This is a genomic window from Stutzerimonas stutzeri (assembly GCF_019090095.1).
Lineage (GTDB): Bacteria > Pseudomonadota > Gammaproteobacteria > Pseudomonadales > Pseudomonadaceae > Stutzerimonas > Stutzerimonas stutzeri_AN.
This window is the reverse complement of sequence record NZ_JAGQFP010000002.1, coordinates 503796-521997: the sequence shown is the minus strand read 5'-3', so window position 1 is coordinate 521997 and position 18202 is coordinate 503796. Positions and strand designations below refer to the sequence as shown.

General features: G+C 65.5%; 19 protein-coding genes. 12 read left to right on the top strand and 7 right to left on the bottom strand.

Annotated elements, in window-relative coordinates:
- Positions 1-139 precede the first annotated feature (139 nt).
- The 7 genes from KVO92_RS12060 (at position 140) to KVO92_RS12030 (ending at position 7740) form a co-directional block, all read left to right on the top strand.
- The gene (locus KVO92_RS12060; RefSeq protein WP_217475885.1) at positions 140-2197 is read left to right on the top strand and encodes a BCCT family transporter; all 2058 of its coding nucleotides are present in this window, start codon (positions 140-142) and stop codon (positions 2195-2197) included.
- A 248-nt stretch (positions 2198-2445) separates the two neighbouring features.
- A complete protein-coding gene (locus tag KVO92_RS12055) occupies positions 2446-3219 on the top strand; it encodes an ABC transporter ATP-binding protein (RefSeq protein ID WP_212618718.1) in 774 nt (257 codons plus the stop codon).
- A 14-nt stretch (positions 3220-3233) separates the two neighbouring features.
- Entirely contained in the window at positions 3234-3989 is a 756-nt protein-coding gene (locus KVO92_RS12050) for an ABC transporter substrate-binding protein (protein WP_217475884.1), read from the top strand.
- A gap of 61 nt (positions 3990-4050) precedes the next feature.
- On the top strand, positions 4051-4746 hold the full coding sequence (locus KVO92_RS12045) for an ABC transporter permease (protein ID WP_217475883.1): 696 nt from the start codon (positions 4051-4053) through the stop codon (positions 4744-4746).
- Positions 4743-5432 carry an ABC transporter permease gene (locus KVO92_RS12040; RefSeq protein WP_217475882.1) on the top strand — a complete coding sequence of 230 codons (690 nt, stop codon included), beginning with the start codon at positions 4743-4745 and terminating at the stop codon, positions 5430-5432. Before KVO92_RS12045 ends, KVO92_RS12040 begins: the two co-directional genes overlap by 4 nt.
- 124 nt (positions 5433-5556) lie before the next feature.
- Positions 5557-6438 (top strand): D-hexose-6-phosphate mutarotase, encoded by an 882-nt coding sequence (locus KVO92_RS12035; RefSeq protein ID WP_217475881.1) that lies wholly within the window; start codon positions 5557-5559, stop codon positions 6436-6438.
- A gap of 222 nt (positions 6439-6660) precedes the next feature.
- A complete protein-coding gene (locus KVO92_RS12030) occupies positions 6661-7740 on the top strand; it encodes an FAD-dependent oxidoreductase (RefSeq protein WP_217475880.1) in 1080 nt (359 codons plus the stop codon).
- A gap of 5 nt (positions 7741-7745) precedes the next feature.
- On the opposite strand, the gene KVO92_RS12025 is transcribed toward KVO92_RS12030, so the two are convergent.
- From KVO92_RS12025 to purE, 5 genes are all read right to left on the bottom strand, one after another.
- A complete protein-coding gene (locus tag KVO92_RS12025; protein WP_217475879.1) occupies positions 7746-8450 on the bottom strand; it encodes a uracil-DNA glycosylase family protein in 705 nt (234 codons plus the stop codon).
- A complete protein-coding gene (locus KVO92_RS12020; RefSeq protein WP_217475878.1) occupies positions 8434-8964 on the bottom strand; it encodes a DUF3299 domain-containing protein in 531 nt (176 codons plus the stop codon). The genes KVO92_RS12025 and KVO92_RS12020 overlap by 17 nt, the downstream gene beginning before the upstream one ends.
- 53 nt (positions 8965-9017) lie before the next feature.
- Positions 9018-9269: a GlsB/YeaQ/YmgE family stress response membrane protein gene (locus KVO92_RS12015; protein WP_021206181.1), complete on the bottom strand. Its 252-nt coding sequence runs from the start codon at positions 9267-9269 to the stop codon at positions 9018-9020.
- 101 nt (positions 9270-9370) lie between these two features.
- A complete protein-coding gene (locus KVO92_RS12010; RefSeq protein WP_217475877.1) occupies positions 9371-10456 on the bottom strand; it encodes a 5-(carboxyamino)imidazole ribonucleotide synthase in 1086 nt (361 codons plus the stop codon).
- Positions 10457-10948: a 5-(carboxyamino)imidazole ribonucleotide mutase gene (gene purE, locus KVO92_RS12005; protein ID WP_217475876.1), complete on the bottom strand. Its 492-nt coding sequence runs from the start codon at positions 10946-10948 to the stop codon at positions 10457-10459. It abuts the gene before it with no gap.
- A 252-nt stretch (positions 10949-11200) separates the two neighbouring features.
- Between purE and adhP the strand changes: the two genes are divergently transcribed.
- The gene (gene adhP, locus KVO92_RS12000; protein ID WP_217475875.1) at positions 11201-12223 is read left to right on the top strand and encodes an alcohol dehydrogenase AdhP; all 1023 of its coding nucleotides are present in this window, start codon (positions 11201-11203) and stop codon (positions 12221-12223) included.
- Positions 12224-12257: 34 nt separating this feature from the next.
- Here adhP and KVO92_RS11995 read toward each other — a convergent pair whose 3' ends face one another.
- Positions 12258-13184, bottom strand: a complete 927-nt coding sequence (locus KVO92_RS11995; RefSeq protein ID WP_217475874.1) for a LysR substrate-binding domain-containing protein — start codon at positions 13182-13184, stop codon at positions 12258-12260.
- A 191-nt stretch (positions 13185-13375) separates the two neighbouring features.
- Between KVO92_RS11995 and KVO92_RS11990 the strand changes: the two genes are divergently transcribed.
- Positions 13376-14800: an aspartate ammonia-lyase gene (locus KVO92_RS11990; protein WP_217475873.1), complete on the top strand. Its 1425-nt coding sequence runs from the start codon at positions 13376-13378 to the stop codon at positions 14798-14800.
- A 49-nt stretch (positions 14801-14849) separates the two neighbouring features.
- Here the strand turns inward: KVO92_RS11990 and KVO92_RS11985 are convergent, their stop codons facing one another.
- Entirely contained in the window at positions 14850-16322 is a 1473-nt protein-coding gene (locus KVO92_RS11985; RefSeq protein WP_254621420.1) for a PLP-dependent aminotransferase family protein, read from the bottom strand.
- A 91-nt stretch (positions 16323-16413) separates the two neighbouring features.
- On the opposite strand from KVO92_RS11985, the gene KVO92_RS11980 reads away from it, so the two are divergent.
- The 3 genes from KVO92_RS11980 to KVO92_RS11970 are packed head-to-tail and all read left to right on the top strand — an operon-like array spanning position 16414 to position 18201.
- Complete coding sequence (locus KVO92_RS11980) at positions 16414-17070, top strand: FMN-binding negative transcriptional regulator (RefSeq protein ID WP_217475872.1); 657 nt, start codon at positions 16414-16416, stop codon at positions 17068-17070.
- On the top strand, positions 17060-17503 hold the full coding sequence (locus KVO92_RS11975) for a GNAT family N-acetyltransferase (RefSeq protein WP_217475871.1): 444 nt from the start codon (positions 17060-17062) through the stop codon (positions 17501-17503). The genes KVO92_RS11980 and KVO92_RS11975 overlap by 11 nt, the downstream gene beginning before the upstream one ends.
- Positions 17504-17514: 11 nt before the next feature.
- Positions 17515-18201: a GNAT family N-acetyltransferase gene (locus tag KVO92_RS11970; RefSeq protein ID WP_217475870.1), complete on the top strand. Its 687-nt coding sequence runs from the start codon at positions 17515-17517 to the stop codon at positions 18199-18201.
- The last annotated feature ends 1 nt before the right edge of the window (position 18202 follow it).

The window sequence follows — 18202 nt, the reverse complement described above, 5'->3', positions numbered from 1 at the left end:
TGCGCGTACGCCGTTTTTTCGCGACGGCCCTGGCGGCGTGAGTATTTCGCCGCAAACGGCCGTCTACCCCTATGTGCCGCCTTTTTTCGGGAGCCACCGCGCGTCCGTCCCACTTGCCAACCAGAGGCCAGAACGACACATGGAAGCCGACAAGAAGCTGCCACGAGCCATCATCCTTTTTCCGGTATTCATCCCCGCGGTGGTCGTCACGCTGCTGCTGGTGATCGGTACGATCAGCAACCCGGAGCTGGCCGGCGAGGTATTCAGCGCGACGCTGGCGTTCATCACCACCAACTTCGGCTGGTTCTACATGCTCTCGGTGGCGTTCTTCCTGGTGTTCATCGTCGGCATAGCGATGACGCCCTGGGGCAGTATCAAGCTCGGCCCCGACCACGCGGAGCCGCAATACAGTTTCCCCGCCTGGTTCGCCATGCTGTTCTCGGCCGGCTACGGTATCGCGCTACTGTTCTTCGGCGTCGCCGAGCCGGTGCTGCATTACGCCTCGCCGCCGGCGGGTGCCGCACAGACCGTGGACTCGGCCAAGCAGGCGATGCAGATCGCCTTCTTTCACTGGGGCTTCCACATCTGGGCGATCTACGGCCTGACCGGGCTGGTGCTGGCCTACTTCTCGTTCCGCCATGGCCTGCCCCTGTCGATGCGTTCAGCGCTGTATCCGATTATCGGCGAACGCATCTACGGGCCGATCGGCCATGTGGTGGATGTCTTCGCCATCCTCGGTACCTTGTTCGGCATCGCTACCACGCTGGGCCTGTCGGTCACCCAGATCAACGCTGGCATCAACTACCTGTGGCCCGGTATTCCGGTGAGCATCACGGTACAGATCATCGCCATCGCCATCATCACCGCGCTGGCCATCTGCTCGGTCGTCGCCGGGCTGGACAAGGGCGTGAAGAACCTGTCGCTGCTGAACATGATTCTGGCGATCGGCCTGATGCTGTTCGTGTTCCTGGTCGGGCCGAGCATCTTCATCCTCGAGACCTTTCTGCAGAACACCGGCAGTTACCTGAACAACATCATCGAGCGCACATTCAACCTGCAGGCCTATTCGCGCAGTGACTGGATCGGCAACTGGACGTTGTTCATCTTCGGCTGGACCATCGCCTGGTCCCCCTTCGTCGGGCTGTTCATCGCCAAGATCAGCCGCGGCCGGACGATTCGCCAGTTCGTCTTCGGCGTGATGTTCGTGCCGACCATCTTCACCTTTCTCTGGTTCTCGGTGTTCGGCGACACCGCCCTGCACCTGATCATGGTCGAGGGCTATACCTCGTTGATCTCGGACGTACAGGCGGATAACGCGATCGCGCTGTTCAAGCTGTTCGAGCTGCTCCCCATGTCCGCCATCGCCTCGTTCCTGGCGGTGGTGCTGATCATCACCTTCTTCGTCACGTCCTCGGATTCCGGCTCCCTGGTCATCGACTCGCTGGCCGCAGGTGGCGCCAGTCGCACCCCGGTCTGGCAACGGGTGTTCTGGGCGTCCGCCGAGGGGTTGGTGGCCGCGACGCTGCTGCTCGCCGGCGGTCTCAGCGCGCTGCAGACCATGACCATCGCCAGCGCCTTGCCGTTTGCCATCATCATGCTGATCGCCGCGCTGGGCATGTGGCGCGCGCTGGTCATCGAAGGGCACCACGAAACCAGCCTGCAGAGCCACATGCAGAGCACACGCCTGGCCAGCAATGCCGGTCCCGGCCTGTGGAAGAAGCGCCTCGCCGGGCTGGTCAGCTTCCCCGGCCGCGAACAGGTCGAGGACTTCATGAACAGCACCGTGCTCAAGGCCATGCGCCGGGTGCAGCGTGAGCTTGGCGGCCAGGGCTGGAACGCCGAAGTGCACAGCGACGACGCCAACGCCCGGGTCTACCTCGAAGTCGTCAAGGACGACCAGCTGGACTTCATCTACGAGATCCGCATGGTCGGCTACGCGATGCCCGCCTTCGCCCTCTCGGAAGGGCCGGATGCCGAGGAACAGTACTACCGCGCCGAAGTATTCCTGCGCCGCGGCGGGCAGCATTACGACATCTATGGTTACGGCCAGCAGGACATCATCAGTGACATCCTCGACCAGTTCGAGAAGTACCTGCATTTCCTGCATATTTCGCCCGGCAGCCTGCCGTGGCGGATGCAGGAGCACGACGAGATGCTGGACAGCGAACCGGACCTGCCCAAACCCGAGCAGCCGTAGGCACATGCCGAGGTACGACGCGAGAGCTTGTGTAGGGATTTCGACCGAAGTCGGCAAATTCATCTATACATAGAAGGGCAACGCAATCAGGCCCGCCGCCCGTGACCGACCGGTCACAAACCTCGGCTTGGCGCATGCCCCAGCCCATGCTAGGTTTGCGCCTCGCCAGGAAGGCGAGCAGTCGGCCGGAGCGCAATTTACATAGAAAAAGGACCAGGCAACGCTCGGGTCCGAGAAGAGGAAGCTCAATGGCCGAGGCCATCCCAGCACTGGAAATCCGCAATCTGCACAAGCGCTACGGCGATCTGGAAGTACTCAAGGGCATCTCGCTGACTGCGCGCGACGGCGATGTAATTTCCATACTCGGCTCGTCCGGCTCCGGAAAATCGACCTTCCTGCGCTGCATCAATCTGCTGGAAAACCCGAACGAAGGCGAAATCATCGTCGCCGGCGAACAGCTACGGCTCAAGCGCGCCAAAGACGGCGATCTGGTGGCCGCCGACGGCAAGCAGATCAACCTGATGCGCAGCAAACTCGGCTTCGTGTTCCAGAATTTCAACCTCTGGCCGCACATGAGCGTGCTCGACAACATCATCGAGGCCCCGCGCCGCGTGCTCGGTCAGAGCAAGGCCGAAGCCATCGAAACAGCCGAGGCACTGCTGGCCAAGGTCGGCATCGCCGACAAGCGCCACGTCTATCCCAACCAGCTCTCCGGTGGTCAGCAACAACGCGCCGCCATCGCCCGCACCTTGGCGATGCAACCGCAGGTGATCCTGTTCGACGAGCCGACCTCGGCGCTCGACCCGGAAATGGTACAAGAAGTGCTTGCCGTGATCAGGTCACTGGCCGACGAGGGCCGGACCATGCTGCTGGTCACCCATGAAATGAACTTCGCCAAACAGGTTTCCAGTGAGGTGGTTTTCCTCCACCAGGGCCTGATCGAAGAGCAAGGAACGCCGGAGCAGGTGTTCGACAACCCCCAATCGGCACGCTGTAAACAGTTCATGTCCAGCCACCGTTAATGGAGCAACACCGAATGAAAAGCTATAAGAAGATTCTGCTGACCGCCGCCGCCACCCTGATGCTCGGCGCCAACGCCTTTGCCGCTGACAAGCTGCGCATCGGCACCGAGGGCGCCTACCCGCCGTTCAACCTGATCGACGCCAGCGGCCAGGTGGTCGGCTTCGACCTGGACATCGCCCACGCCCTCTGCGCCAAGATGGAAGTCGAGTGCGAAGTGGTCACCTCCGATTGGGACGGCATCATTCCCGCGCTGAACGCCGGCAAGTTCGATTTCCTCGCCGCCTCCATGTCGGTCACCGAAGAGCGCAAGCAGGCCGTCGACTTCACCGACCACTACTACACCAACAAGCTGCAGTTCGTGGCGCCCAAGTCCGTCGACTTCAAGACCGATGAGAGCTACCTGAAAGGCAAGACCATCGGTGCCCAGCGCGCGACCATCGCCGGCACCTGGCTGGAAGACAACCTCGACGACGTGGTAGACATCAAGCTCTACGACACCCAGGAAAACGCCTACCTCGATCTGGCCTCGGGCCGCGTCGACGGCATTCTGGCCGACTCGTTCGTGCAGTGGGAGTGGCTCAAAAGCGATGCCGGCAAGAACTTCGAATTCAAGGGCAAGCCGGTGTTCGACAACGACAAGATCGCCATCGCGGTGCGCAAGGGCAACGATGAACTGCGCGAGAAGCTGAACAAGGCGCTGGCGGAAATCCGGGCCGATGGCACCTACGAGAAACTGAACGCCAAGTACTTCCCTTTCGACATTTACTGATCCGTCTGAATCAAAGCCCGGCCGCCGCTCTGGCAGGTCGGGCTTTGGTGTTTGAGCCTATATGATTCCCGACCTTCATGGATTCGGCCCGGCGTTGATCGCCGGGACCTGGATGACCATTCAGCTGGCCCTTGCCGCCCTGGCGCTGGGGCTGGTACTCGGTCTGCTCGGCGCGCTTGCCAAGACCTCCCCCTATGTCGCCCTGCGCTGGCTCGGCGGCACCTATTCGACCATCGTCCGCGGTGTACCCGAGCTGCTCTGGGTGCTGCTGATCTATTTCGGCACCATCGGCCTGGTGCGCGGTATCGGCGAAGTCTTCGGCATCGACAACCTGGCCCTGAGCCCGTTTGCCGCGGGCACCATCGCGCTGGGCCTGTGTTTTGGCGCCTACGCCACGGAAGTCTTCCGCGGCGCCCTGCTGGCGATTCCCAAGGGGCACCGGGAAGCCGGCCTGGCACTCGGCCTGGGCAAGCGGCGCATCTTCCTGCGGCTGATCCTGCCTCAGATGTGGCGCCTGGCCCTGCCCGGTCTGGGTAATCTGTTCATGATCCTGATGAAGGACACCGCGCTGGTCTCGGTAATCGGACTCGAGGAGATCATGCGCCGCTCACAGATCGCCGTGACCGCCAGCAAGGAGCCCTTCACCTTCTTCCTCGTCGCGGCCTTCATCTACCTGGGCCTGACGGTCGTCGCCATGACCGCCATGTACTTTCTTGAAAAACGTGCCGGTCGCGGCTTCGCCAGGAGTGCCGCATGAGCTGGGAACTGTTCATCAAATGGCTACCGAGCTTCATCGAGGGCGCCTGGCTGACGCTGCAACTGGTCGGCGCCTCGGTCGTTGCCGGACTGATTCTTGCGCTGCCGCTGGGCATCGCGCGCTCGTCACGTATCCTGGCGATACGCGCGCTGCCCTACGGCTACATCTTCTTCTTCCGCGGCACACCCCTGCTGGTGCAGCTGTTCCTCGTCTACTACGGCATGGCGCAGTTCGAGGTCGTGCGCGAGAGCGCGCTCTGGCCTTACCTGCGTGAACCTTATTGGTGCGCGATCATCACCATGACCCTGCACACCGCCGCCTATATCGCCGAAATCCTGCGTGGCGCGATTCAGAACGTGCCAGCCGGGGAAGTCGAAGCGGCGCGGGCACTCGGCATGTCTAGGCGCCAGGCGCTGTGGCACATCATCCTGCCACGGGCGGCACGCATCGGCCTGCCCGCCTACAGCAACGAAGTGATCCTGATGCTCAAGGCCAGCGCGCTGGCGAGCACCATCACCCTGCTCGAGCTCACCGGCATGGCACGCAAGATCGCCGCGCGCACCTACATGCACGAGGAGATGTTCCTCACCGCCGGCCTGATCTACCTGATCATCGCCTTCGTGCTCATGCAGGGCTTCAAACTGCTGGAGCGCTGGCTGCGCGTGGGCGCCTGCCAGGGGCGCTAAGCGCCGCAACGAGCCGAGCCCGGGCCGCTAGGGTCGCCGGGCATCGGCCCGCTCCCGCTTCGCCCGACCTCAGCCGTGCCGGCCGGGTCAGAACGCCTACCAACCCTTGCTTTCGAGAACCGTCATGCCCGTCGACATCCAGCGCATCGAAATGGACCAACTCGCCTGCTGGCGTATCCGCAACGGAGCGGCCGAAGTGCTCGTCGCCGAACAGGGCGCGCAAGTACTCAGCTATCGCCATGGCGATGCCCCGATCATCTGGCTCAGCGAGGAGGCGGCATTCGAGCGCGGCCAGGCCGTGCGCGGGGGCGTACCGGTATGCTGGCCCTGGTTTGGCGACCTGGCGCGCAATCCGGAACCGGTGCGCGAGGCTTATCAGGGCAGCGCACCCGCGCCGGCACATGGCCTGGTACGCAACATCGACTGGCAGCTAAAGGACACGCGCAGCGACAGCGCCACACTGGAATTCACCTGCGACGCGGCCAGCCTTCCGGGTTGGCCGCATGCGGTCGGACTGAACCTGCAGATCCGCCTGGACCAGCGCCTGCACCTGACGTTGACCAGCCATAACCAGGGCCCCTCCGCTGTCGCGTTGACCCAGGCGCTGCACAGCTACTTCGCCATCAGCCACATTGACCAGGTCGCAGTGGAGGGCCTCGATGGTCGCCCCTATATCGATACCCTGGAGGCCTGGCAGCGGCGCCAACAACAAGGTGATCTGCACTTTAACGGAGAAACCGACCGCATCTACCTCGACCTGCCGCCCGTGCTGTGCCTGCGCGATAACGGACTTGGTCGGCGGATCATCCTGGAAACGCAGGGTTCGCGCTCGGCCGTGCTGTGGAACCCCTGGATCGACAAGGCCCGGCGTTTGTCGCAGTTCGCCGACGACGCCTGGCAGCGCATGCTCTGCATCGAAACGGCCAATGTGATGGAAGACTGCGTCGTGCTGGAAGCGGGCGCGCGCCACAGCCTGAGCGTGGCGATCGGCGTCGAAGCTCTGTAGGGCCTGCCTCGCGCCCGTCAAACGAAGAAGAGCCAGGCGCCCAGGCGTATCGAATCTATACTGCAACACACGCATCGTTCGCCGCACGGGCCACCGTCGACGGCGCGCGACGCGACCCTGCCTGCCGGTTGCATTGCTCTGGAGGACACTTGTCATGGACGTCACGCTGACAGCCCCCAGCCAATCCGCTCCCCGCCTGCATCAGCTTCGATCTGATGCGCCATGAACACTGACTTCGACCTGCTGCTCGCTGGCGCCGGCCACAGCCACCTCGGCGCGCTGCGCCAATGGGCCAGCCGCGAACGCCCGGTCGGCCGCATCGGCCTGGTCTCGGCCGAGCCTCACGCCTGGTATTCGGGCATGATGCCCGGGCTGATCGCCGAGCATTACCACACCCGCCAATGCCGTGTCGCACTGCCCAAGCTGTGCGCCGCCGCGGAAGTGGAGTTCGTACAGGGGACGATGGTCGCGCTGCTGCCCGAGACGCCCGAATTGCTCCTGGCTACCGGCGAGACCCTGCGCAGCACCTGGATGTCGCTCAACCTGGGCTCGTTGCCCTGGCTGCCCGAGCAGTCGGGCGACGGCATGGAGCTGCTCTCGGTGAAGCCATTCGCCGACTTCATCCGGCGCTGGCAGCAATGGCAGGAGATTCCGGAGCCCGTCGCCGTTCTTGGTGGTGGCGCCGCTGGCGTCGAACTCGCCCTGGCGATGGCCGAACGGCTCCCGGCAACCTACCTGTTCACCGCAGGCGCCCTGCTCGCGGGCCATCCGCCGCGCCTGCGCCGCCTGGCGCTGCAGCATCTGCAGGCTGCGGGGGTTCAGGTATGCGAGCAAACGCCGATCCAGGCGGTGCACGGCAACACCCTGATCGGTGACGGCCAGGTCCGCTGGCGCGGTCGGCGGCTGGTGGTCGCCACCGGGCCCAACCCCATCGAATGGCTGCGTGACTCCGGCCTGCGCCTGGATGCCCGCGGCTTCATCGAAGTCACCCCGGCGCTGCAAAGCCGCTCGCATCCGCATGTGTTCGCCAGTGGCGACTGCGCCAGCCTGCCCGGTGCCGAACGCAACGGCGTGCACGCGGTACGCCAGGCAGCCGTGCTGGCCACCAACCTCGGTCGGGCAGCGATTGGCCAGCCCCTGCGCCACTATCATCCGCAGACCCACAGCCTCGCGCTGCTTGCCGACGGACAACGCGGCGCGCTGCTGAGCTGGGCCGGCCTGACAGCCGAGGGCCGTTGGCTGGGGCGCTGGAAGGATCACATCGACCGGGGTTTCATGCGCCAACTGGGTACCGATGCCTGATTCGCTCAGCCGAGCAGCTGATGCAAACGCGCCTCCAGCAGCGCTGGAAACCGATCGAACCAGGTGCGATTGCGCGGCGAGGGATGCGGCAGCGGGTGCAGGCGGAACACGCGATCAGCCCGCTGCTCCGACGCCAGCCTGATCTCGATGTGCTCGCTGAAGCGGTCTTCCCGCCGCCAGAAAGTCTCGAGCTGCTGGCGCACCTCGCGAGGTTGTTCCAGGCCGAACCAGAGGAAGGCCTCGCGACCCAGCGTGACGATATCGCGGCCCTGCCAGTGCTCGATCAGCAGCTGCTGCATGAGCGGCTGGAAGCGCCGCTTGACCGCCATCGACCAGGCGCGATTGCCCAGTGGTTTGTAGGGCACCGTATTGATCCAGAAGAATTCGTGGCCAAGCGCGCGGCCAGCCTCGAAATCCGGCATGTCTTCGCCGTGCAGATGCCGGTAGAGCACGCGGCGCACCCACTGCCCGCCCGCGCCTATGAACGGCTCACCATGGCGAACTTCCTCGCGCCCCGGATCGCGCCCGAAGAAGGCGATCGGCGCATCGACACGGCCCAGGCCAATGATCGGCTCCAGCGGATCCTTGTCGAATTTCCGGTAGACCTCGACATCGATGCCGTCCGTCCGGGCTGCCAGCGTGCGGAAGGCCTCACGCTCCGCTTCATCGAGCGAAGCCGAGGCCGGCCGATGCTCAGAGGTCGCTTTCATCGACCACAGTCACCTTGTCGGCGGCGATCACGTAGGCGGCGTCGGCCAGGTCATTGCTGACCGACTCGATCTGCAACCGGCCATCCACCCAGAGCGGCGCATAAATGTCGTCAAGGGTGATCCCCTGCGGATAGCGGACCATCACGATCTGATTGGGCGGTGGTGGCGGCACGTGGATGCAGGCGCCTGGATAGGGCACCAGGAAGAATTCGGTACTGCGTCCCTGGTTGTCCGTTTCCAGCGGGACCGGATAACCGCCGAGCCGGACGCCCTTGCCAGCCAGCGACGGGACGGTCTTGGCCGAATACATCACGGCCGGCAGTCCGGCGTCCTGCTTGAGCCCGCCCTGGTCGCTGAAGCCACGGGCCTCCGGAGAGTCGTGCTCGATCTCGGGCATTTCCTCCAGCGCCTTGCGGTCCTCGGCGGGCATCAGCTCGAGCCAGTCGAGTTCAGCCGGGGCGGCATGAACCAAAGCGGTAAAAGCGAGCAACAGAAAAAGAAGTATCGGGCGCATGACAACCAGGTGGTGAGGGAACGGGGCCGCCACGGGACGCGGCCCCGGGCGAATCAGTGCTTACGGCCGGTCACCATGCCGTAGATCACCAGCAGGATGATCGCACCGACCACCGCACCGATAAAGCCTGCCCCCTCACCCGCCTCGTAGAGGCCAAGCGCCTGACCGCCGTAGGTGGCCAGCAGCGAGCCGCCAATACCCAGCAGGATGGTCATGATCCAGCCCATGCTGTCGTTGCCGGGCTTCAGGAAACGTGCGATGAGGCCCACGATCAGGCCGATGATGATGGTTCCGATGATGCCCATTGGCGATCTCCTCAAGTCCGAAAATATGCGTTACGTATTCTCGGACAGGAGGCGAGCTAGCCAGTTCGCCGGCGAATCCATCGCGCCAGACGACCGGAGGATCAATCGCGGCTGATCAGCGACTCGACCGCCGTGATCTGACGATCCAACGTGGCGCGGTCCGGACAGCGCAGGGTGGCATGACCGACCTTGCGCCCGACCTTGAATGCCTTGCCGTAGTGATGCAGGTGGCAATCCTCGACCGCGATGACTTTTTCCACGGCGGGCACTTCGCCGATGAAGTTGAGCATCGCGCTCTCGCCCAGCTTGGCCGTCGAACCCAGCGGCAGGCCCGTCACGGCACGCAGGTGGTTTTCGAACTGGCTGCACTCGGCGCCCTCGATGGTCCAGTGACCGGAGTTGTGCACCCGCGGCGCGATCTCGTTGGCCTTGAGCCCGCCATCGACCTCAAAGAACTCGAAAGCCAGCACGCCGACATAATCCAGCTTGGTCAGCACGCGGCCGACATAGTCCTCGGCCAGCGCCTGCAGCGGATGATTGCTGCTGGCCACCGACAACCGCAGGATGCCTTCTTCATGCGTGTTGTGGACCAACGGATAGAAACAGGTCTCGCCGTCCCGACCGCGCACGGCGATCAGCGAGACCTCACCGCTGAACGGCACGAAGCCTTCCAGGATGCAGGGCACGCTGCCCAGCTCGGCGAAGGCATTGGCGACATCGGCCGGCTTGCGCAGGACCTTCTGACCTTTGCCGTCGTAACCCAGGGTGCGCGTCTTGAGCACGGCCGGCAGGCCGATACTGGCCGCAGCGGCGTCGAGATCGGCCTGGGACTGGATGTCGGCAAATTCCGGCGTGGGGATGCCGAGGTCCTTGAACATGGACTTTTCGAACCAGCGGTCGCGGGCAATGCGCAGCGCCTCGGCGCTCGGATAGACCGGCACGAACTGCGAGAGAAACGCCACCGTCTCGGCCGGCACGCTTTCGAACTCGAAGGTCACCAGGTCGACCTCATCGGCCAGCTGGCGCAGGTGATCCTGATCGCTGTAGTCCGCCCGCAGGTGTTCGCCAAGGGCCGCCGCACAAGCGTCCGGGGCCGGGTCAAGGAAGGCGAAGTTCATGCCCAGCGGAGTCCCCGCCAGGGCGAGCATGCGGCCCAGCTGGCCGCCACCGATCACGCCGATTTTCATTTACGCGTTCCTCGGGTCCGGGTTGTCGAGCACGGTCTGGGTCTGTTCGTCGCGGAATGCCTTCAGCGCGGCGTGGTACTCGGGGAATTCGTGGCCGAGGATGCTGGCCGAGAGCAGCGCGGCGTTAACCGCGCCCGCCTTGCCGATGGCCAGGGTGGCGACCGGCACACCGGCTGGCATCTGCACGATCGACAACAGCGAGTCCACGCCGGAGAGCATGGAAGACTGCACCGGCACGCCGAGTACCGGCAGATGGGTCTTGGCCGCGCACATGCCCGGCAGGTGGGCAGCACCGCCCGCGCCGGCGATGATCACGCGCAGGCCGCGCGCCTCGGCCTGCTCGGCGTACTGGAACAGCAGATCGGGCGTGCGGTGCGCGGACACCACGGTGACTTCGTGCGGAATGCCGAGCTTTTCCAGCATGTCTGCGGTGTGGCTCAAGGTGGACCAGTCGGACTTGGAGCCCATGATCACGCCTACCAGTGCGGTCATCGTCGTGCCTCTCTTCGGCGCCTGCCGGCGCATCAGGAACAACGGCCGCACTGAAAACAGCGCGGCCGTGCAGGTACATGGCCGGAACCGGTCCGACCGAAGGCCGCGCAGTATAGCGCAAGCCCCCGCGCGCCGGCACCCGCGACCGTGCGTCCGGCCAGGTCTCGGATCGCGGCGGGCATTGCTCGACGCCAATGATGCGGTCATGGCCGCGGCGCAGACTGGCGGTCCCCAGGCGAAGGAGATTCCGTCATGAACCAGACCATGAAAGCCGCCGTGGCACATGCCTTCGGCGAGCCGTTGCGCATCGAGGAAGTGAAGGTGCCGCTGCCAGGCGCAGGGCAGATCCTAGTCAAGATCGAGGCCTGCGGGGTGTGCCATACCGACCTGCACGCCGTCGAGGGCGACTGGCCGGTGCGTCCGTCGCTGCCGTTCATTCCTGGCCATGAGGGCGTCGGCTATGTCGCCGCCGTCGGCAGCGGTGTTACCCGCGTCAAAGAAGGCGACCGGGTCGGTGTGCCCTGGCTGTACACGGCCTGCGGCTGCTGCGAGCACTGTCTGACCGGCTGGGAAACGCTTTGCACCGATCAACAGAACACCGGCTATTCGGTCAATGGCGGCTACGCCGAATACGTCCTGGCCGATCCCAACTACGTGGGCATCCTGCCCAAGCAGGTGGCGTTCGACGAGATCGCGCCGATCCTCTGCGCCGGCGTCACCGTGTACAAGGGACTGAAGGTGACCAACGCCCGCCCGGGCCAGTGGGTGGTGATTTCCGGCATCGGCGGGCTCGGCCACGTCGCCGTGCAATACGCCAAGGCCATGGGCCTGCACGTCGCGGCGGTGGATGTCGACGACGCCAAGCTGGAACTGGCGCGCACCCTCGGCGCCAGCCTGACGGTCAACGCTCGCCATGAGGATCCGGTGGCGGTCATCCAGCGCGACATCGGCGGCGCTCACGGCGTGCTGGTGACCGCGGTGTCCAACAGCGCCTTCGGGCAGGCCATCGGCATGGCGCGGCGGCACGGCACCGTCGCCCTGGTCGGCTTGCCACCAGGCGACTTCCCGACGCCGATCTTCGATGTGGTGCTCAAGGCCATCAGCATCACCGGCTCCATCGTCGGCACCCGCGCGGATCTGCAGGAGGCGCTGGACTTTGCCGCCGAAGGGCTGGTCAAGGCGACCATCCACCACGGCAAGCTGGACGATATCAACCAGATCTTCGACCAGATGCGCGCTGGCACCATCGAAGGCCGGATCGTGCTGGGCATGTGACGCCACGCCCGGACGCGTCGATCGCGTCCGGGTCTCACTCGACTGTCAGGGCCTCGCCCTCCTGCCCCGCGCCGCTCTCCAGCTTGCGCCAGAGCAACCGCACCGGCGCCTTGCGTACCAGTGCACAGCGATACAGGCGTATCTCCAGCGGCACCCGCCAGTGTTCGCCACCGCAGACCACCAGTTCGCCACGCTCGAGTTCGGCGGTGACGCTCAGGCGCGGCACCCAGGCCAGCCCCAGCCGTTGCATGGCCATGCTTTTCAGGCTGTCGGCCATCGCCGTTTCGTACACGGTGGTCGAGCGCAGCCCACGCTGGCGCAGCAGCAGATTGACCGAGCGCCCCAGCGAGGCACCGGCGCTGTAGGCCAGCAGCGGGACGCTCTGACCGCTGTCAGGATCGAACAGCGGCCGACCCGCGTCATCGACCGCGCAGACCGGGACGATCTCGGTGCGCCCCAGCGCCAGCGAGGGGAACAGCTCCGGGTCCATCTGCAACGCGGCATCCGGATCGTAATAGGCGAGGATCAGGTCGCAGGCGCCCTCACGCAACGAATGCACGGCTTCGCCAACATTGGTGGCCACTAGCCGGCTGTTGACCGGTACACCGTCCTGGCGCAGGCGCGCCAGCCATCCGGGGAAGAACCCCAGCGCCAGCGAATGCGCGGCGGCGATCTGCAACACCTCGCCACGCTGCCCCTCGAGGTTGTGCAGGTAATGCACCACTTCGCCCAGCTGCTCGACCATGTTGCGTGCCGTGACCAGAAACAGCTGGCCCGCCTCGGTCAGTTCGACCGGCGTCCGGGCGCGGTTCACCAGGGTCAGGCCCAGCGTATTTTCCAGGCTGCGAATGCGACGGCTGAAGGCCGGCTGGGTGACGAAGCGCCGCTCGGCGGCCTGGGAAAAGCTGCGCGTGGCAGCCAGGGCGACCAGATCCTCCAGCCACTTGGTTTCGATGTTCATGGGTGCTCCGGGCAGCCGTGTCAGGGACGATCGTACGTCGCAATAACGCTCGCCAGCGAGGCGACGTCACATGCTCGTTATGCCGATTGTGCATGACCCAGCGTTTAACGGCATTGGCCCGCAACAGGCCTCAGGCCCTATCGTAGCGGCCTTCGCGGCACTTGCCGCTTTTCTCTCGGATGAGAACCCTCATGTCCTCTGCTGCATCGTTCCGCCTCGAAAAAGACCTGCTTGGCGCTCTCGAAGTACCCGCCGACGCCTACTACGGCATCCAGACGCTGCGCGCCGTGCACAATTTCCATCTGTCCGGCGTACCCTTGTCGCACTACCCCAAGCTGGTGGTGGCACTGGCCATGGTCAAGCAGGCTGCCGCGGACGCCAACCGTGAGCTGGGACACCTCAGCGACGCCAAGCACCTGGCGATCAGCCAGGCCTGCGCCCGACTGATCCGCGGCGAGCACCACGACCAATTCGTCGTCGACATGATCCAGGGCGGCGCCGGCACCTCGACCAACATGAACGCCAACGAGGTGATCGCCAACCTGGCGCTGGAATACATGGGCCACGCCAAAGGCGAGTACCGCCACCTGCATCCGAACAACGACGTGAACATGGCGCAGTCGACCAACGACGCCTACCCCACCGCCATTCGCCTGGGCCTGCTGCTCGGCCATGACACCTTGCTGGCCAGCCTCGACAGCCTGGTGCAAGCCTTCACCGGCAAGTCGGCGGAGTTCGCGCATATCCTCAAGATGGGCCGTACCCAGCTGCAGGACGCGGTGCCGATGACCCTCGGCCAGGAATTCCGCGCCTTCGCCACCACCCTCGGCGAGGATCTCGAGCACCTGCGCCTGATCGCGCCACAGCTGCTGGTCGAAGTGAACCTCGGCGGCACCGCCATCGGCACCGGCATCAACGCCGACCCGAACTATCAGGCCCTTGCCGTGCACCGCCTGGCGACCATCAGCGGCCATCCGCTGAAACCCGCTGCCGACCTGATCGAAGCCACCTCCGACATGGGCGCCTTCGTCACTTTCTCCAGCATGCTCAAGCGTCTGGCGGTGAAGCTGTCGAAGATCTGCAACGACCTGCGCCTGCTCTCCAGCGGTCCGCGTACCGGGATCAACGAGATCAACCTGCCGCCCCGCCAGCCGGGCAGCTCGATCATGCCGGGCAAGGTCAACCCGGTGATTCCCGAAGCGGTCAACCAGGTGGCCTTCGAAGTCATCGGCAACGACCTGGCGCTGACCATGGCCGCCGAGGCCGGCCAGCTGCAGCTCAACGTGATGGAGCCGCTGATCGCCTTCAAACTGTTCGATTCGATCCGCCTGCTGCAACGCGCCATGGACATGCTGCGCGAGCATTGCATCGTCGGCATCACGGCGAACGAAGACCACTGCCGGCGCCTGATGGAGAACTCCATCGGCCTGATCACCGCGCTGAACCCCTACATCGGCTACGAGAACGCCACCCGCATCGCCGGCCAGGCGCTGCTCAGCGGCCGCGGTGTACTGGAACTGGTCCGCGAGGAGCAGTTGCTGGACGACGCCACCCTCGACGACATCCTGCGCCCGGAGAACATGATCGCGCCGCGACTGGTGCCCTTGCGTCCGTGACCGAAAGCGGGCCGCCGCGCCGCGAGCGCGGCGGCTTCGCCCCGCCTTTCTATGGGTGCCAGGCGCGCCGCAGCGCCTCCAGCGCCTGCTCGATCTGCGCCTCCGGCACCGCGGCAAACCCCAGCACCAGCCCCGCTCGTTCATCCTCCGGGGTGGCGCTGTCAGGCAGCCAGTAGCGGCTCAGGGCCGACATCTCAACGCCAACCCGTTCAGCCGCAGCGATCAACGCCCGCTCGCGCGCCAGGCTGTTCACCCGCACGCACAGATGCAGCCCGGCATGCACCGGCGGTAGCGGCGCGCAGCCGTCGATCGCGCTCGGCCAACCCGCCAGCAAGGCATCGCGCCGGGCCCGGGCCGCGCTGCGCATGCGCCGGATGTGTCGCTGGAAATGCCCGGCGGCGATGAATTCGGCCATGACCGCCTGGGTGCCGATCTCCGAGTGGCGCATATCCAGCGCACGACGGCGGGCGAAGGCTTCGGCCAACGCCGGCGGCAGGACCAGATAGCCCAGGCGCAGCGCCGGAAACGCGATCTTGCAGAAGGTCCCGACATAGAGCACACGGCCCTGCCGATCGAGGGCGGCGAGCGGCGCCAACGGTGTGCCGCTATAGCGGTACTCGCCGTCGTAGTCGTCCTCGATGATCAGGCCATCGTTGCGTTGCGCCCACTCCAGCAGCTCCAGCCGCCGCGCCAGCGACAGGGTGACGCCGGTCGGGTACTGATGCGACGGCGTCACGTATACCAGCTTGCAGCCGTCTACCTGCGCCAGCTCGGCGGTATCCAGACCGTCGCTGTCCACCGCCACCCCACACAGCTGCGCCCCCGCGATCGCCAAGGCGTGCCCTGCGGCGCGGTAGCCGGGGTTTTCCACCGCCACCCGCGCGCCGGGGCTGACCAGCAACTGCGCGCACAGGCTGATGGCCTGCTGTGCACCACTGGTGACCAGGATCTGTCCAGGCGCGCAGTGCAGGCCGCGGCTGTTGCGCAGATAGGCGGCGATCAGCTCGCGCAGCTGCAGATCGCCAGCCGGATCACCGTAGCCCAGGCGCGCCGGCGACGGCTTGCGCCAGAAGCGCGCGGACAGCCGTGCCCAGGTCTCGAACGGAAACAGGTCGAATGCCGGTACGCCAACCCGGAACGCCCGTGGCGGCCCACTCAGCGGCGGATTCAGGTGATGGCTCTGCAGCATCTGCAAGGCGCCCGTCTGCAGGGTGTCGGCCGGCGCGACTGGAATCGGCGCGGCCTTCGCACCCAACCCGGCGACGAAGGTGCCCGCGCCAATGCGGCCCTCGACATACCCTTCGGCGTACAGCTGATCGAAGGCGCGGATGACCGTATTGCGTGAAACCCCCAGCAGGCCGGCCAGATCGCGGCTCGCGGGCAGCCGCGTGCTGCCAGGCAGGCGCCCGTCGAGGATGCGTTCGCGCAACGCCTGGTAGAGCTGACGCGCCAGGCCGCGCTGCGGATCGAGGCGAATGCCGGACAGGTCGACCGACAACGGCGGAGCAGACGGGATCGGCATCGCAGATTGGCTCCATGAAAGTCACAGAAAGTGGATCTTACAGCAGACCAATGCTCCGCCTAGCATGGCTTCATCAGTCAGGAGCCGGACGATGTATATCCCCACCGCCTTTCGCCAGGACGACCTTGCGACACTGCATCAGCAGATGCGCGACAGCCGCCTGCCCACTCTCGTCAGCCATGGCGCCCAGGGCCTGCTCGCCAGCCATCTGCCTCTGTGGCTGGCGCCTGATGAGGGTCGCTTCGGCACGCTGTACGGGCACCTTGCCCGGGCCAACCCGCAATGGCACGACCTCGCCGAAGGCCAGCCGGCGCTGGTGATATTCCAGGGCGCCGAGGGCTATGTCAGCCCGTCCTGGTACGCCAGCAAAGCCGAGCACGGCAAGGTGGTGCCGACCTGGAACTACATCAGCGTGCAGGCGCGAGGACGCGCCGAGGTGTTTGACGACAGCGAGCGCCTGCTGCAGCTGGTGACCCGTCTCAGCGCGCAGCACGAGGCCCAGCGTGAGCAACCCTGGGCGGTGGGCGATGCGCCCGCGGCCTATATCGACAAGCTGTTGCGCGCCATCGTCGGCTTCGCCCTGCCGATCGAACAGCTGCAAGGCAAATGGAAGCTCAGCCAGAACCGCAGCCCGGCCGACCAGGCCGGCGTGCGTGACGGCCTGGCAAGCAGCTACGACAGCCGCGACCGTGAGCTGGCCGCCCAACTCCATCACGCAACGACCCCAAGGATGCTGCATGAGCATTGATATCCGCCCCATCACCGCCGACGACCAGGCTGCCTGGTTTCCCTTGTGGCAGCGCTACCTGGCCTTCTACCAAAGCAGCGTGCCCGAGCAGACCAGCGTCACGACCTGGCAACGCTTCCTCGATCCAACCGAACCCATGCATGCCGCACTGGCCTGGCAGGACGGCCAGGCGGTTGGTCTGGTGCACTTCCTCTACCACCGCTCCTGCTGGACCACCGGCGACTACTGCTACCTGCAGGACCTGTTCGTCAGCGATGGCCTGCGCGGCGCTGGTGTCGGCCGGCGTCTGATCGAGCACGTCTATGCCCATGCCCGTGACACGGGGGCGTCGCGGGTGCACTGGCTGACCCACGAAAGCAACCACAACGCGATGCAGCTCTACGAGCGCATCGCGGCTCGCTCGGGTTTCGTCCAATACCGCAAACTGCTCTGAACAGGTGCCAGATGACCATGCAGACCTTGACCGGCTGGCAGCCGGTGCCCATCCCGCCCCGAGCCCCACTGATGGGGCAGTACGTGGACCTCGAGCCACTGTCCCTCACGCAGCACAGCGACGACCTCTGGAGCGCGCTGCAAGGGGCAGACGACCCCGCGCTGTGGGACTACCTGCCCTATGGCCCCTTTCTCGAGCGCGCCGCATTCGACTGCTGGCTGGACGATTGCGCCACCTCTGCCGATCCGATGTTCTTCACCGTGATCGACCGGCGCCGACGGCGGGCGGTCGGGCTGCTGAGCTTCATGCGCATCACGCCGGCACACGGTTGCATCGAGATCGGTCACGTCGTCTTCGGCCCGGCGATGCAGCGCAGCCCGGCATCGACCGAGGCGGTCTACCTGCTGGCCCGGCTGGCCCTGGGCGAGCTGGGCTACCGGCGCCTGGAATGGAAATGCAATGCCGAAAACGCCCGCTCCATGCGCGCCGCCACACGGCTGGGTTTCAGCTATGAAGGGCTGTTTCGTCAGCACATGCTGATCAAGGGGCGCAACCGCGACACCGCCTGGTTCGCCCTGCTCGACCACGAGTGGCCGGTCTGCGGCGAAGCGCTCGAACGTTGGCTGCAGGCGGACAACTTCGACGCCCATGGCCAGCAGCGGCGGCGTCTGGAAGCGCTCCGCGGCGATCCGCGCTAGG

Bases quoted from the DNA above. Each gene is read 5' to 3' on its own strand.
- KVO92_RS12060 (WP_217475885.1), top strand. From the start codon at position 140: ATGGAAGCCGACAAGAAGCTGCCACGAGCCATCATCCTTTTTCCGGTA.
- KVO92_RS12055 (WP_212618718.1), top strand. From the start codon at position 2,446: ATGGCCGAGGCCATCCCAGCACTGGAAATCCGCAATCTGCACAAGCGC.
- KVO92_RS12050 (WP_217475884.1), top strand. From the start codon at position 3,234: ATGAAAAGCTATAAGAAGATTCTGCTGACCGCCGCCGCCACCCTGATG.
- KVO92_RS12045 (WP_217475883.1), top strand. From the start codon at position 4,051: ATGATTCCCGACCTTCATGGATTCGGCCCGGCGTTGATCGCCGGGACC.
- KVO92_RS12040 (WP_217475882.1), top strand. From the start codon at position 4,743: ATGAGCTGGGAACTGTTCATCAAATGGCTACCGAGCTTCATCGAGGGC.
- KVO92_RS12035 (WP_217475881.1), top strand. From the start codon at position 5,557: ATGCCCGTCGACATCCAGCGCATCGAAATGGACCAACTCGCCTGCTGG.
- KVO92_RS12030 (WP_217475880.1), top strand. From the start codon at position 6,661: ATGAACACTGACTTCGACCTGCTGCTCGCTGGCGCCGGCCACAGCCAC.
- KVO92_RS12025 (WP_217475879.1), bottom strand. From the start codon at position 8,450: ATGAAAGCGACCTCTGAGCATCGGCCGGCCTCGGCTTCGCTCGATGAA.
- KVO92_RS12020 (WP_217475878.1), bottom strand. From the start codon at position 8,964: ATGCGCCCGATACTTCTTTTTCTGTTGCTCGCTTTTACCGCTTTGGTT.
- KVO92_RS12015 (WP_021206181.1), bottom strand. From the start codon at position 9,269: ATGGGCATCATCGGAACCATCATCATCGGCCTGATCGTGGGCCTCATC.
- KVO92_RS12010 (WP_217475877.1), bottom strand. From the start codon at position 10,456: ATGAAAATCGGCGTGATCGGTGGCGGCCAGCTGGGCCGCATGCTCGCC.
- purE (WP_217475876.1), bottom strand. From the start codon at position 10,948: ATGACCGCACTGGTAGGCGTGATCATGGGCTCCAAGTCCGACTGGTCC.
- adhP (WP_217475875.1), top strand. From the start codon at position 11,201: ATGAACCAGACCATGAAAGCCGCCGTGGCACATGCCTTCGGCGAGCCG.
- KVO92_RS11995 (WP_217475874.1), bottom strand. From the start codon at position 13,184: ATGAACATCGAAACCAAGTGGCTGGAGGATCTGGTCGCCCTGGCTGCC.
- KVO92_RS11990 (WP_217475873.1), top strand. From the start codon at position 13,376: ATGTCCTCTGCTGCATCGTTCCGCCTCGAAAAAGACCTGCTTGGCGCT.
- KVO92_RS11985 (WP_254621420.1), bottom strand. From the start codon at position 16,322: ATGCCGATCCCGTCTGCTCCGCCGTTGTCGGTCGACCTGTCCGGCATT.
- KVO92_RS11980 (WP_217475872.1), top strand. From the start codon at position 16,414: ATGTATATCCCCACCGCCTTTCGCCAGGACGACCTTGCGACACTGCAT.
- KVO92_RS11975 (WP_217475871.1), top strand. From the start codon at position 17,060: ATGAGCATTGATATCCGCCCCATCACCGCCGACGACCAGGCTGCCTGG.
- KVO92_RS11970 (WP_217475870.1), top strand. From the start codon at position 17,515: ATGACCATGCAGACCTTGACCGGCTGGCAGCCGGTGCCCATCCCGCCC.